At 62.5% G+C, this 14,077-nt stretch carries 14 protein-coding genes; 9 read left to right on the forward strand and 5 right to left on the reverse strand.

What is annotated here, in order from left to right; translation table 11 throughout:
* Positions 1 to 181 precede the first annotated feature (181 nt).
* Positions 182 to 682 carry a DUF6252 family protein gene (locus AB6802_RS20400; protein ID WP_371011986.1) on the reverse strand — a complete coding sequence of 167 codons (501 nt, stop codon included), beginning with the start codon at positions 680 to 682 and terminating at the stop codon, positions 182 to 184.
* 161 nt (positions 683 to 843) lie between these two features.
* Here AB6802_RS20400 and AB6802_RS20405 point away from each other — a divergent pair, with 161 nt between their 5' ends.
* Positions 844 to 1,278 (forward strand): hypothetical protein, encoded by a 435-nt coding sequence (locus AB6802_RS20405; protein WP_371011987.1) that lies wholly within the window; start codon positions 844 to 846, stop codon positions 1,276 to 1,278.
* Between the two features lie 55 nt (positions 1,279 to 1,333).
* On the opposite strand, the gene AB6802_RS20410 is transcribed toward AB6802_RS20405, so the two are convergent.
* Both AB6802_RS20410 and AB6802_RS20415 read right to left on the reverse strand, forming a co-directional pair.
* The gene (locus AB6802_RS20410; RefSeq protein WP_371011988.1) at positions 1,334 to 2,014 is read right to left on the reverse strand and encodes a DsbA family oxidoreductase; all 681 of its coding nucleotides are present in this window, start codon (positions 2,012 to 2,014) and stop codon (positions 1,334 to 1,336) included.
* A gap of 26 nt (positions 2,015 to 2,040) precedes the next feature.
* The gene (locus tag AB6802_RS20415) at positions 2,041 to 3,861 is read right to left on the reverse strand and encodes an extracellular solute-binding protein (protein ID WP_371011989.1); all 1,821 of its coding nucleotides are present in this window, start codon (positions 3,859 to 3,861) and stop codon (positions 2,041 to 2,043) included.
* A gap of 327 nt (positions 3,862 to 4,188) precedes the next feature.
* On the opposite strand from AB6802_RS20415, the gene AB6802_RS20420 reads away from it, so the two are divergent.
* The gene (locus AB6802_RS20420) at positions 4,189 to 4,815 is read left to right on the forward strand and encodes an invasion associated locus B family protein (RefSeq protein ID WP_371011990.1); all 627 of its coding nucleotides are present in this window, start codon (positions 4,189 to 4,191) and stop codon (positions 4,813 to 4,815) included.
* A gap of 89 nt (positions 4,816 to 4,904) precedes the next feature.
* On the opposite strand, the gene hspQ is transcribed toward AB6802_RS20420, so the two are convergent.
* Positions 4,905 to 5,228 (reverse strand): heat shock protein HspQ, encoded by a 324-nt coding sequence (hspQ, locus tag AB6802_RS20425; RefSeq protein WP_371011991.1) that lies wholly within the window; start codon positions 5,226 to 5,228, stop codon positions 4,905 to 4,907.
* Positions 5,229 to 5,429: 201 nt separating this feature from the next.
* A complete protein-coding gene (locus AB6802_RS20430) occupies positions 5,430 to 6,641 on the reverse strand; it encodes a UbiH/UbiF family hydroxylase (protein WP_371011992.1) in 1,212 nt (403 codons plus the stop codon).
* A 92-nt stretch (positions 6,642 to 6,733) separates the two neighbouring features.
* Here AB6802_RS20430 and AB6802_RS20435 point away from each other — a divergent pair, with 92 nt between their 5' ends.
* From AB6802_RS20435 to AB6802_RS20465, 7 genes are all read left to right on the forward strand, one after another.
* Complete coding sequence (locus tag AB6802_RS20435) at positions 6,734 to 7,627, forward strand: DUF2182 domain-containing protein (RefSeq protein WP_371011993.1); 894 nt, start codon at positions 6,734 to 6,736, stop codon at positions 7,625 to 7,627.
* A 13-nt stretch (positions 7,628 to 7,640) separates the two neighbouring features.
* Positions 7,641 to 8,255 (forward strand): DUF1326 domain-containing protein, encoded by a 615-nt coding sequence (locus tag AB6802_RS20440; RefSeq protein WP_371011994.1) that lies wholly within the window; start codon positions 7,641 to 7,643, stop codon positions 8,253 to 8,255.
* Positions 8,252 to 9,070 (forward strand): phosphatidylcholine synthase, encoded by an 819-nt coding sequence (gene pcsA, locus AB6802_RS20445; RefSeq protein WP_371011995.1) that lies wholly within the window; start codon positions 8,252 to 8,254, stop codon positions 9,068 to 9,070. Before AB6802_RS20440 ends, pcsA begins: the two co-directional genes overlap by 4 nt.
* A 129-nt stretch (positions 9,071 to 9,199) precedes the next feature.
* Complete coding sequence (locus AB6802_RS20450) at positions 9,200 to 10,177, forward strand: quinone oxidoreductase (protein WP_371011996.1); 978 nt, start codon at positions 9,200 to 9,202, stop codon at positions 10,175 to 10,177.
* 274 nt (positions 10,178 to 10,451) lie between these two features.
* Complete coding sequence (locus AB6802_RS20455; RefSeq protein ID WP_371011997.1) at positions 10,452 to 12,029, forward strand: ABC transporter ATP-binding protein; 1,578 nt, start codon at positions 10,452 to 10,454, stop codon at positions 12,027 to 12,029.
* Positions 12,026 to 13,156 (forward strand): ABC transporter permease, encoded by a 1,131-nt coding sequence (locus AB6802_RS20460; protein WP_371011998.1) that lies wholly within the window; start codon positions 12,026 to 12,028, stop codon positions 13,154 to 13,156. The genes AB6802_RS20455 and AB6802_RS20460 overlap by 4 nt, the downstream gene beginning before the upstream one ends.
* Entirely contained in the window at positions 13,156 to 14,076 is a 921-nt protein-coding gene (locus AB6802_RS20465) for an ABC transporter permease (protein WP_371011999.1), read from the forward strand. The genes AB6802_RS20460 and AB6802_RS20465 overlap by 1 nt, the downstream gene beginning before the upstream one ends.
* The last annotated feature ends 1 nt before the right edge of the window (position 14,077 follow it).

The following is a 14,077-nucleotide window of genomic DNA, read 5'->3' on the forward strand; positions in this document are numbered from 1 at the left end:
GGCCCACGCGCCGTGACATCAAGGCAACAGGAAGCCACCCGCAAGTGGGTGTCTCCAGAGCTGATTTCGCGTTTCGCCTCAGTAGGTTGGCAGGGGTTTCGCAACGGACGCCGACCTTCCGTTGGGGAAGCAAAAAACACGGCTTTGTGAACGGAAATGGCCCCGGATCAGCTCCGAACCGCTACTGCGTGGCGACCGGGATGCCTGAAAACTTACCGTCCGTGAGCGCTTCCGGCTTGCCCGATTCGTCTTTTCCGGAGGCGTCGAAATGGCCGGAAATGGTCTTGGTTGCGGCGTCGTATTTGTCGATGACGATCTCGCCGCTGCCAAAGTGGACATGGCCGACCATGGCGCCGGAATCGAGAATGTTGAGGTTGGCGCTGTTCGCCGGAGAGCCGGTTTTGAGCGGATAGCTGCCGACAAGGTCGTTCGGATCCTTCAGCGCGAGCATCGAATTGAAGGTCATGGTCGGTGAGCCTTGCTCGGTTCCCGACAGGTTGAGCATCGGCTTGCCGGCCATCTGCATCGTCTGGGCCAAGGTGAAAGACGCCGTCCACGGCTTGCCGTCGAAGGTCGCCGACATGACAGCTTCGTCGGCCGATACACGTTGTAGCGATAGCGGGATGCCGATGGCCGTCGCCAAGGACAGCAACTGCAACAATGTGCGAAGTCTGACCGCCATGTGTATCCCCCTCGACCGGCCAATCCTGTTCAGTCTAGCCCAGCGGTCGATCCAAGGCGATTCACCAGATCGTGTTTGCCTTGAATAACCAGACGCGTTTGACAATAGCGCATCTCAGGATCGAAGCTGAAGCGTGACGAGTTAACGTCAAGGGGGATGAAATGCCTGCACGCATAGTCTCAGCCGCATTGATCGCAACCACCTTTTCGCTGTCGCCGGCGTTTGCCGCCAATCAGACCGTTCCGGCCAGCGCCGAAGGTCAAATCGAGTTCAACGCACCGTCGGGCAATATCGGCTGCATCTACATGCCGAAGGGTGGCACCAGCACCTACCAGCCGCGGGATGGCGGGCCGGAGCTTTCCTGCTCACGCGTCGAACCGAGCTATGTCACGGTCATCCTGGGGCCGAACGGGCCCGCGACATTGATCAAGAATCCCGGCGAGCAGGGCTGCTGCAGCGACGTCACCAAGCTCCAGTATGGCAACAGCTGGAGCAAAGGGCCGTTTTCCTGCCAGTCGTCGACGAAGGGATTGAGCTGCAGCGGCAGCAATGGTCACGGCTTTTTCCTGAGCAAGGCCAAAGCGACGGCAAAATAGTTATTGGAGCATGATCTTTTCGGAAAACCGGTTCCCACTTTTTCGGGATCATGCTTCAGCCTGCCGTTTCGAGTTCGCCGCGCGCTTTGGCCTGGGCGACCTGGCGAATGGCATCGGCAAGCGCTTCGGCTTCCTGTGCGCCCATGACGGCGTATTTGCCTTCCAAGAGGAAGCAAGGCACGCCGGTGATGCCCATGCGTGATGCAGTGGCGACCTCGTTGCGCACCGCCTCGACATCGGCATCCGTCGGCAACAGCGTCTCGACCACCGAGGCGTCCATGCCGGCCTCGCGAGCGGCTTCGGTGAGCACCGCGGGATCGCCGATATTGGCGCCTTCCTCGAAATTCAGCTGGAAGAGGCGGCGCACCAGCCGGTTCTGAACGTCCTCACCGGCAGCGCCAGCCCAGCGGATGACGCGATGCGCATCGAGCGTGTTCGGCGCCACCTTGATGGCGTCGAAGGCGAAATGGATGCCCTCGGCCTCGCCGAGCGGCTCGATGCGGGCATGGGCCTGGCGGATGCGCTCTTCACTGCCGAACTTGCCCAGCATGTATTGGCGGCGATCCATACCGCCAGCCGGTACGGTCGGATCGAGCTGGAACGGTCGCCAGCGTATCTGCACGTCGACATCACCGACGATTGCGATCGCCTTGTCCAGCCGCTTCTGGCCGATGAAGCACCAGGGGCAGACGACGTCGGATACGACATCGACGGTGATCGCGTTCTCGGCACTCATGGTCGTCTCCTCCTCGTCGGCCTGCCTCAGTTGGGCTTTCGCCACCAGGTCGGCAGCTGATAGCCGAATATGGGAGTCTTTTGCGGATGTTCCAGATAGTTCCAGTAAGCGATCCATTGCTGCGTGTTGTATTGCATCGGCACCATATAATTGCCGGAAATCAGCAGCCGGTCGAGCACGCGCACCGCGGCGACGTAGTCTTCCTTGGTTCGCGCGTTCAGCATGGCGTTGATTGCTGCATCCACGGCCGGATCGGCGACACCGGCGAGGTTGAATGATCCTTCGGTTTTGGCCGCCACCGATCCCCAGCGCCCGACCTGCTCGCTGCCGGGCGACAGCGAGTTGTTGAAACCGCTCGAACCGATCAGAACCTCGAAGTCGTAGCGCTGTTTGCGCGACTGGATCTGGTCGCCGTCGAGTGTGCGGATGCCGACATCGATGCCGATCTTTTCCAGCGTGCGCTGGTAGACGGCTGCCAGCCGCTCTTCGTCCTGTGAGGAGGTCAGGATTTCGAAGCTGAAGGGGTTTCCCTGCGGGTCGAGCATCTTGCCGCCTTGCACATGGTAGCCGGCTGCCTTGAGCAGGTCGAAAGCAGCCTTCAGCACCTTGCGGTCCTGCCCAGAGCCGTCGGTGACCGGCGGTCGCCAGGTGCCGTCCATCACGTCGGGCGGCACACGGCCGGGGTAGGGGGCAAGCAGCGCCTTTTCCCGGTCATCGGCCGGATGACCGAGTGCGGAGAGCTCGGAATTCTGCCAGTAGCTCATGGTTCGGTCGAACTTGCCGCCGAACAGGTTCTTGTTCGCCCATTCGAAGTCGTAAAGCATGCCGAGCGCGCGCCGCACGGCCGGATCGGCGAACTTCGGCAGTCTGGTGTTGAACAGGAAACCGTTCACGACAGGCGGAATGCCGGTCGTGAAATACTCCTCTTTCACCTCGCCTCTGCGGAAGGCGGGGAAGTCGATGTCACGCTCGCGCTTTACCGGATCGGCCTCGTCATCGAGGGCGCAGATGCCCTTCTTGAAGGCTTCCGTCCTGGCGTTGGCGTTGAGGAAATATTCGATGGTGATCTGGTCGAAATTGTCGAAGCCGCGTTTCGAGGGAATGTCCTTGCCCCAATAGTCGGGATTGCGCTTGAAAACGATGTGCTGCCCGGGCTGCACCTTGTCCACGGTATAGGGGCCGCTGCCGATCACCGGTTTCAGCGTGGTCTTGTCGAATGTGGCCTTGTCGAAGGCGTGTTTGGGGATGATCGGCGTCAGCGCGATGATCAGCGGGATTTCGCGATTGGCCTTGTCGTTGAAAGTGAATTTCACGCTGTGCTCGCCGGTCTTCTCCAGCTTGGCCACCATGCTCATGCGATCGCTATAGGGCGGACGGCCCTTGTCGGTGAAAACGTCGTAGGTGAACAACACGTCCTCCGGCGTCACCGGCTGGCCGTCCGACCATTTTGCATTCGGGTTGAGATGAAACTCGATGCTCTTGCGGTCTGGATCCATATCGGCGCTGTCGGCGAGCAGTCCGTAGAGGCTGAAGGGCTCATCGTAGTTGCGCTGCATCAGCGGCTCGAAGACGAGATTGCCGTAAACGGTGTCGATCATGCCGCGCGCCGTGGTGCGCAAGCTTTTCAGGATGAACGGGTTGAGATTGTCGAAGCTGCCGACGACGCAATAATTGATGCTGCCGCCTTTGGGGGCATCGGGGTTGACGTAATCGAAGTGCTGATAGTCCGGCGGCAATGCCGGCTCGCCCTGCATGGCAATGCCGTGCTTCGGCTCCGACAGAGCTGGAAAGAGCAACAGGGCCAGAAACGAGGTCGCGGCGATCAGCCGGACGAGAACGCGGTCCATGACCGTCTCCTTGCCGGGCGGCTTTGTGATTCGGCATGCACGGTACTGCATGTCGCCCAAAAGTGCGCAGCGGTTTTGGGAAAACGACATGCATGGAAACAAGATCCGCAGCATTTCGCCGCTCGATTGAATCGGCGGGCTTATCCATTCCGACCTGCCCCACACGCGAACCGCGGAGAAAATCGCGGAAAGCGGCTGGATTCGACGCGGCGGGCAGTGTAACACGCGCTCCGAAGTCATCCTGTTGCCTCATTTCGGCAACAGGTAGCTGGACCACACGGCACGAAGAAGCCGGTCCCCGGATCTTTTGAGAGGAAAGTGCACCATATGACGAGCAACGCGTATCGCCTTTCGGTGCTGGCCGCAGGCGTGGTCGGCGTCCTGGGCGCCGGGCTTTTCACCGCCTCGGCGCAGCAACAGCAGCAGCAACAGCCGCCGCAGGGCTGGTACAAGGTATGTGCCAAGCAGGAAGATGTCGACATCTGCAATGTGCAGAACAACATCACTGCCGGCAACGGACAGCTCGTCACCAGCGTTGGCCTGATCGAAATCAAGGGCAAGGTGAACCGCAAGGTCTTCCAGGTGACCGTCCCGACCGGCCGTATTATCGGCGCCGGCATCGGCCTGCAGATCGACGCCGGCAAGGCGCAGAAGCTCGACTACGTCGTCTGCTTTCCCGACCGTTGCGTCGCCGAAGTGCCGCTGACCGACCCGATCGTCGCCGCCTTCAAGAAAGGCCAACAGATCACGCTCACCTCGATCAACTTCCAGAACCAGCCGAACCCGATCAAGGTTGCGCTCACCGGCTTCAGCGGCGCCTATGACGGCCCGCCGCTGCAGCAGCCCGACCTCGACGATCGGCAGAAGAAGCTGCAGGAGTTCGTCAACAAGAACAACCAGGACTTCGCCAAGAAGCTCAAGGACGAGCAGGACAAGGCCAAGACCGCGAATTGATCGCGGAAACGTCTTCGGAAAACAAAAGCGGGGCAATTGCCCCGCTTTTTTTGTTGCCGCCCCGCTTTCTGTTGCTGCCATGCAACGTGTCAGTGCCGCGATTGGCGCTTGGGCTCGTAGCGGCCGTCCGGCAGCTTGTCGAACATCTCGCCGATCTGCGGATGCCGGACCGGCTCGCCTGATTGGTCCTCGAGCAGGTTCTGCTCCGAAACGTAAGCTATGTATTCCGTCTCGGAGTTCTCGGCGAGCAGATGATAGAAGGGCTGGTCCCTGCGTGGGCGCACATCCGCCGGGATCGCCTCGTACCATTCCTCGGTGTTGGCGAACTCCGGATCGACGTCGAAAATCACGCCGCGGAACGGGAACAGCCGGTGGCGAACCACTTGCCCGATCGAGAACTTGGCTGTTTTCATCGCGCTCACCACTGGGTGCGCTCTACGCAAAACGCCCCTAACACCTTGAAATTACGCACTATGGCGCCAAAAATCGACCCCGACTTTTGGGTTGGGGACTATTTGGCGCAGTCCGCCCTCCAATTCAATGGCGTTGTGTCGCTTCGTTCGGAGCGACCGGGGCCGCGTTTTGCGCCTGAGACTACTTGGCCAGTCGACGCTCTACCGCGTCGCCTGCTTCCGCAAACCGCCGGCAAGCGCGCGGAAGCCGCTGCCGGGCCGCAGCCCTTCGCGCATGAAGAAAGCCCGCAGCGGCGCGAAGCTGCCCAGCGCATTGAGACCAGCGCTTCGCGCGAGTTGCGCCGGCAGCATGTCCGACAGCAGCGACATGTTGAGCAGATTGACCGCGCCGCTGCGCGCCCAGATGTCGGGCCGACGCCTGGTGTCGTATGTGGCGAGGGACTTGCGAGAGCCTGGATCGTCGCGATTTTCGTTGGCGATTCCAATCAGATCGTCGATATCCCTGATGCCGAGGTTGAGGCCTTGCGCACCGATCGGCGGGAACACATGCGCCGCTTCGCCGACAAGCGCCACGCGGTTTTGCGCAAAGCGCCCGGGCGAGGCCGCCGACAACGGGTAGACCTGTCGGCCGGCTTCGACGGCTACGCGGCCGAGCATCGACTGCATCTGCTGCTCGATGCGTGTGGAGAGGGCTTCGTCATCGAGTGCGGCGAGTTCCCGCGCGGTCTCAGGTTCAACCACCCAGACAAGGCTGGAGCGTCTGCCGGGCAGCGGCACCTGGGTGAACGGGCCGGTTTCGGTGTGGAATTCGGTCGAGACAAAACCGTGTTCGCTGCGGTGGCTGAAATTGACGACCAGCGCCGACTGAGGGTAGGGCCGCGCCGAAGCCTTGATGCCGGCTGCCTCGCGCGCCGGTGAGGTGCGGCCGTCGGCTGCAACGACGAGCGCGGCGGAAATCTCCTCGCCAGCGGCAAGGACGGCATGGGCCTGGCCGGCATCAAGCCGCCATGTCTCGACCATCGATTTGCGCCATTCGATGCCGGCGTGGGCGGCAACGGCCCTGGCAAGCAGCGGGATAAGCACCTTGTTCGGCAGGTTCAGCCCGAATTGCTCCTCGCCGATCTCGCTGGCGCGAAAGGTGACCGTCGGACTGCGGACCAGGCGGCGGGTGGCGTCGACGATGCGCATGACCTTCAATGGCGCGGCCTGGGCGCGAAGCCCGGCAAGTACGCCGAGCCGGTCGAGCACTTTCAAGGCAGGGTTCATCAGGGCGGTGGTGCGGCCGTCGCCGGTTGCGGCTTCCGGACCAACAAGCGTGACGGCAAAGCCCGCTTCGGCAAAACCCAGTGCGGCGGTCAACCCGGCCGGGCCACTGCCGGCAACAAGGATCCGGGCATTTTCGTTCTGCTGCATGCCAGGTCTCCGTATGAGAGGCGATCCTGGGTCAGGATATAGGTCGGATCAGCCGGCTTGATCAACGCGGCGATTCAGCTCATTCGAGGGCCATGACCGGCCAGGAGCATGATTTCAGCCATCTCGACCGCGCCGGCCGCGCCACGGCGGAGCTTGCGCGCAGCCCACGCCTGGCGGTGACGCTGACGATCGGGACGGGCATCGCCCTGTCGTGGTTCATCCTTTTGGCCATGGCGGTCCGCGGCGCCGAAAGCCGCATTGGCGGCAATGCCGCGGGCGACGCGCTGCTGAGACACTTGCCGCAATTGCCCTTGCCTGGCTTGTTGTCCCGGATATTCGGCCTGTGCCTGGCGCCGGCGCCGCTTGCGGGCTCGATCGGGGCGCAGAGCCTGGCGCTTGCCCTGATGTGGTTCCTGATGGCGGTGGCAGCGATGCTGCCTTCCGCCGCGCCGATGATCCGGACCTATTGCGAGATTGCCGATACGGCCCGGATCAAGGGAGAGCCGGTGGTTCATCCGCTTGTTCTCGTTGCCGGTTATCTTACAACATGGCTTGCCGCTTCGCTGGCATTTGCCGCTGTGACGCTGACGATCTATGCCTTCACCGCTTCCGGGCAGATGCTCGATCCCGTCGTCGGGCTGGCCGGCGCCGCGGCGTTGCTGGTGGCGGGCCTCTACCAGTTCAGCGGGTTGAAGCAGGCCTGCCTGGAAAAATGCAGGAACCCGTTCTCGATCCTGTTTGCCAATTGGAGTGCAAAGCCGGGGCGCATCTTCCGCCTCGGCCTGGAGCAAGGTGTGTGGTGCCTCGGCTGCTGCTGGGCGCTGATGCTGGTGATGTTTGCGGTCGGCGCCATGAATATCTTCTGGATGGCGCTGATCGGTCTCTTCACCCTGATCGAAAAACAGACCACCGGCAGGGTGGCCAGCCAGGTGGCCGGTGCGATACTGCTTGTGTGGGCCGCTGCCCTGCTATTAGTTTCGGCGTGAGGGGGAAAATCGGATGACCGATCAGAGCTGGGCGATGAAGGGAGAGCTGGTACTCTCCTGCAATTGCACGGTTTTCTGTCCTTGCGTGCTGTCGCTCGGCAGCCATCCGCCGACCGAAGGCTACTGCCAGACCTGGGCGGGTTTTCGCATCGACGCGGGCCATTTCGGCGAGGTCGAGCTCTCCGGTCTCAATCTCGGGCTGATCATGGAAATTCCGGGCTATATGAGCCGCGGCAACTGGACCGCCGGCCTGTTCATCGACAAGCGCGCCTCGGTCTATGCGGTGAAGGCGCTGACCAAGATCTTTACCGGCAAGGCCGGCGGCACCACCTCGCTGCTGTCGATCCTGGTCGGAAAATTCCTCGGCGTCGAGCAGGTGCCGATCACCTATGAGACGCGGGACAAGACGCGTATCTTCCAGATACCGCGGATTATCGACGGCGCGGTGACGCCTGTTGCCGGCAAGGATCGCGAGAAGGATACGGTGATCACCAATTCGGAATACTGGATCGCGCCGGAGATCATTGTGGCGAAGTCCGACAAGAGCAAGATGCGCGCCTTCGGCCGCAACTGGAATTTTGCCGGCCGTTCGGCCGAAATCTGCAAACTGGACTGGCGGGGACCGTGAGCAAGGATACAGCGGCCCGCAAAGCGGCCAGGAAGATCGCGGATCGGATTCCGCGACCGAAAAAGAAGGTCACCTGGCCGCAGGCGCGCGCTTTCTCCGTGCACCTGCTTACCGCTTCGGGCTCGTTCCTTGCCTTCCTGTCCTTGGTGGCGGCAAGCGAAGAGCGGTGGACGTCGATGTTCTGGTGGCTCGGGCTGGCGTTGTTCGTCGACGGCATCGACGGCCCGATCGCGCGAAGGCTCGAGGTCAAGGAAATCCTGCCGACATGGTCGGGCGAGCTCCTCGACAACATCATCGATTATGTCACCTACGTGCTGATCCCCGCCTTCGCGCTCTATCAGCGCGGCTTCATGGGCGAGAACCTGTCCTTCCTGTCGGCGGCGATCATCGTCGTGTCCAGCGCGATCTACTATGCCGACACCGGCATGAAGACCAAGGAGAACTTCTTCAAAGGGTTCCCGGTGGTGTGGAACATGGTCGTGTTCACGCTGTTCGTCATCGAGCCGGGGCAGTGGGTCTCCTTCGCGGTGGTCGTGGTCGCCGGCATCCTCACCTTCCTGCCGATCAATTTCATTCATCCGGTGCGGGTGGTGCGGCTCAGGCCCGTCAATCTCGGCATGACGCTGTTGTGGTGCGCCTTTGGCGCGCTGGCTTTGGCGCAAGCAGCGCTCGCGGCCTTCTACGACAAGATCGGCGTGCTCGGCGAACAGGTCAGCGACTTCACCAAGATCGGCATCACGATCAGCGGTCTCTATCTCGCCTGCATCGGCGGCGTCATGCAGATGTTCCCCAAGCTTGGCGCCAAGAAGTCCTGACCCTGGATCAGGATTAGGTTTGGCTCGAACGTCATTCTGACCTAGCTGTTATCGCAGCATGATCCTAAACGGGTTTTCTCTTTAGGGATCATGCTCTGGATCCTGTCCCTATCCCGAGAGAGTTGAACGATGTCCAAGGCAATCCGCATCCACGCCCATGGCGGCCCCGAAGTCCTGACTTATGAGGATGCCGATCCCGGGCAGCCCGGCGCCGGGCAGATCCTGGTCCGCCATACCGCGATCGGCCTCAATTTCATCGACGTCTATCATCGTACCGGGCTCTATCCGCCGCCCGGCGGCTTTCCACTGATCCCGGGCAGCGAAGCGGCCGGCGTGGTGCTGGCGCTCGGCGCCGGCGTCGACTGGCTGAAGCCTGGCGATCGCATCGCCTATGCGGTCAATGTCGGCGCCTATGCCGAGCAGCGCATCGTTGCGGCCGACCGCGTGATCAAGCTGCCGGACGGCATCGGCGACGAGCAGGCCGCCGCCATGATGCTGAAAGGCATGACGGCCGAGTATCTCCTGCGCCGCACCTATCCGGTAAAGGCCGGCGACACGATCCTCTACCATGCGGCCGCCGGCGGCGTCGGTCTCATCCTCGGCCAATGGGCAAAGCACCTCGGCGCGACGGTGATCGGCACGGCAAGTTCCACCGACAAGATCGAGGTCGCCAGGGCGCATGGCTTCGACCATGTCATCAACTACAAGGAACAGGATTTCGTCGCCGCGGTTTTGGCCCTGACCCAGGGCCGCAAATGCGATGTCGTCTACGACTCGATCGGCAACGACACTTTTCCCGCTTCGCTCGACTGCCTGCGGCCGCTCGGCACGTTCGCCAGTTTCGGCCAGTCGTCCGGGCCGATCCCGCCATTCTCGATGTCGCTCCTGGCGCAGAAGGGCTCGCTGTTTGCCACGCGTCCGACGCTCTTCGTCTACAACGCCAGGCGCGAGGACATGGTGGCGTCGGCGAACGCGCTTTTCGATGTCGTGCTGAGCGGCGCCGTCAAGATCAAGATCAACCAACGCTACGCGCTGAAGGATGCGGGACGAGCGCAAGCCGATCTCGAGGCCCGCAAGACGACAGGAACGACCATCCTCATTCCCTAAAGCTAAGGGACGGAGCACGATGTCACCTGCAAGGTGTTTCACACTCGGCATCATGCATTAGCCGGCTGCCTTGTTTTTCAGCGCCTTGCCGGGACTGGAGGCAGAGTTTGCCCGAAAAGCGCACTGGCTGTTCGGGCATTCGCGGCGGGTCTATCTTAGCCCTTGAGTTTCCGCTGAAATTCTTGAAGCTCTTTCAAGTCGGGTGCTGCTTTCCGACGGGAGCCGGCCGCGCATACCATGCTAGCGGGAACACAGAACATGTCCGGGAAACTGGATGGGAGGCACTGTGAATAACAGTCATGATGGCGCGAACCTGCTTGAGGTCCGCGGCCTAACGAAGATTTTCGGCACGCTGACAGCGTGCGATCATATCGATCTCAACATAGCAAAAGGCGAGATCCACGCGCTGCTCGGCGAAAATGGCGCCGGCAAGTCGACGCTGGTCAAAATGCTGTTCGGCTCGCTCGAGCCGAACTCGGGCGAGATCTATTGGGACGGCAAGTTGGTCAGGATTACCAGCCCGGGCGTGGCCAAGAAGCTCGGCATCGGCATGGTGTTCCAGCATTTCTCGTTGTTCGAGGCGCTGACGGCGGCCGAAAACATCGCCCTGTCGCTCAATGACGGCTCGCCGATCGGCACGATCGCGGCGAAGGCGAGGGCGCTTTCCTTCAGCTACGGCCTGCCGCTCGACCCGGACTCGCTGGTCGGCGACCTTTCGGTCGGCGAGCGCCAGCGCATCGAGATCATCCGCTGCCTGCTGCAAACGCCGCAGCTCATCATCCTCGACGAACCGACCTCGGTGCTGACGCCGCAGGAAGCCGACAAGCTGTTCGAGACACTGGAAAGGCTGCGCTCGGAAGGCAAGTCGATCCTCTACATTTCGCACCGGCTGGAAGAGGTCAAACGCATCTGCGACCGCGCCACCGTGCTTCGCCACGGCAAGGTGGTCGGCCATTGCAATCCGCGCCAGGAGACGGCCGCCTCGCTCGCCCGCATGATGGTCGGCACCGAGGTGAAGGCCGTGGTGCGCGCGCCGGCCGGAGGCATCGAGACCGCGCCGGCGCTGCTCGAGATCCGTGCGCTCAGCCGCAAGCCGGCGACGCCGTTTGCCGTTCCCCTGAAGAATATCAATCTCAGCGTTCGCGCCGGCGAGGTGATCGGTATTGCCGGTGTCGCCGGCAACGGCCAGGGCGAATTCTTCGAATCCGTTTCGGGCGAGGTCCTGCAGCAGGACGCCGGCTCGATCCGCATCCGCGGCAAGGACGCCGGGGCGCTGTCGATCACCGGACGGCGGCTGATGGGCGCCGCCTTCGTGCCGGAGGAACGCCTCGGCCACGGTGCCGCGCCGCGCATGAAGCTTTCGGAGAACCTGCTCCTGTCGCGCCACGCGACCGACGGCAAGGCCTTTGTCGGCTCCGGCGGCATGGTCAAGTCCGCAGCCGTCTACGCCGCCTCCCAGCGCATCATCACGGCGATGGACGTGCGCAAGAGCGCGCCCGATCCGGAAGCGGCAGCGCTGTCGGGCGGCAATCTGCAGAAATTCATTGTCGGCCGCGAGCTCGACCGCAGACCGAGCGTGCTGGTCGTCAACCAGCCGACTTGGGGTGTCGACGCGGGTGCCGCGGCGCATATCCGCCAGGCGCTGATCGAGCTTGCGCGCAGCGGTTCGGCGGTGCTGGTCATCAGCCAGGACCTCGACGAACTGTTCGAGCTGTCGGACGCGGTCGCGGTCATGCACAATGGAGAATTGTCGACGCCGCTGCCGATCGCCGAGGCAACCTTCGAGAAAATCGGCCTGTTGATGGGTGGCGCCGAACCTGGCCACGCCGAACACGGCCTGGAGGTGGCATGATGCGTATCGAACTGGTCAAACGCCCGCAGCGCTCGGCACTGTTTTCGGTGCTGTCGCCCTTCATCGCCTTCGCGCTGACGATCATCGCAGGCGCCATCATGTTCACATTGCTCGGTGTCAATCCGCTCAATGCGTTCGCGATCTACTTCGTCGAGCCGATCAGCCAGGTCTGGCAATTGCACGAGCTGGCGATCAAGGCCGCACCGCTTATCCTGATCGCCGTCGGCCTGTCGGTCTGTTACAAGGCCAACATCTGGAACATCGGCGCCGAGGGCCAGTTCATCTTCGGCGCTATCTTCGGATCGATCATTCCGGTGCTGTTCCCTGGGTTCGAGGGGCCGCTGGTGCTGCCGTTGATGCTGTTGCTCGGCATGGCCGGCGGCGCGTTCTACGCATCCATCCCGGCGCTGCTCAAGACGCGCTTCAACACCAACGAAATCCTGACCAGCCTGATGCTGGTCTACGTCGCCCAACTCTTCCTCGACTGGATGGTGCGCGGACCCTGGCGCGATCCGCAGAGTCATGGTTTCCCGCAGACCATCCAGTTCGGCGACTGGGCCGTGTTGCCGGAGCTGATGCCTGACGCCGGCCGCGCCAACTGGGGCTTCGTCTTTGCATTGGTGGCCGCCGTGCTGGTCTGGCTGATGATGAGCCGCATGCTCAAAGGGTTCGAGGTGCGCGTGCTCGGTTCCAGCCCAAGGGCAGGGCGTTTTGCCGGCTTCGGCTTCAACTACATGGTCTTCTTCAGCTTCCTGTTGTCCGGCGCGCTGGCGGGACTGGCGGGCATTTCCGAAGTCTCCGGCGCCATCGGCCAGCTGCAGCCGGTGATCTCGCCCGGCTATGGCTTCACCGCCATCATCGTCGCCTTCCTCGGCCGACTCAATCCGCTCGGCATCATCGCGGCGGGACTGGTGCTGGCGCTGACCTATCTTGGCGGCGAGGCGGTGCAGAGCGCGCTCGGCATCTCCGACAAGGTGGCTCGCGTCTTCCAGGGCATGCTTTTGTTCTTCGTGCTCGGCTGCGACACGCTCATCCACTACCGCATTCGCGTGATCGGCATGGCGCTGACGAAGCCGAATGGCGCGACCAAACTCGAAGCAGCGCCCAAGCTCGAGGAGGCCCGCTGATGGACATCGCCGTCAACATTCTTCTGACCATCGCGACCGCGGCCACGCCGCTGCTGATCGCGGCGATCGGCGAACTGGTGGTGGAGCGCTCCGGCGTGCTCAACCTCGGTGTCGAGGGCATGATGATCATGGGCGCGGTCGGTGGTTTCGGCGCCGGCTACCTTACCGGATCGCCCTGGATCGGCCTCATCGCGGCGAGCATCGTCGGTGCGCTGTTTTCGCTGCTCTTTGCCGTCATGACGCTGTCCTTGGCCACCAATCAGGTGGCGACCGGCCTGTCGCTGACGCTTCTCGGGCTCGGCCTGTCCGGCATGATGGGAACGAGCTTCGTCGGCCAGCCCGGCGAAAGACTGCCAAATCTCTACATTCCGGTGCTCACCGACATCCCCGTGATCGGCAGGCTGATCTTCGGCCAGGACCCGGTCTTCTACATCTCGATCGCGCTGACGGCCGCGGTGATGTGGTTCCTGTTCAAGACGCGCATGGGCCTGACGTTGCGCTCGATCGGCGACAGCCATGCCTCGGCGCATGCGCTGGGCATCAAGGTGATCCGCTACCGCTACCTCTCGGTGATCTTCGGCGGCGCCTGCGCCGGTCTTGCCGGCGGCCACCTGTCGCTGGTCTATACGCCGCAATGGGTCGAGAACATGAGCGCGGGCCGTGGCTGGATCGCCCTGGCGCTGGTCGTGTTCGCGTCCTGGCGTCCGTGGCGGGTGCTGGCCGGCGCTTATATCTTCGGCGCGGTCTGGATCGGCCAGCTTCATGCACAGGCTTTTGGGATTCCGGTGCCGTCGCAGTTTCTTTCTTCGCTTCCCTATCTGGCAACCGTCGTGGTTCTCGTTCTAATCTCGCGCAACAAGCGTCTGACGATGATGAACACGCCGGCTTCCTTGGGGCAGCCATTCGTTCCGGATCGTTGAC

The organism is Mesorhizobium sp. RCC_202 (assembly GCF_041355295.1).
Classification (GTDB): Bacteria; Pseudomonadota; Alphaproteobacteria; order Rhizobiales; family Rhizobiaceae; genus Mesorhizobium.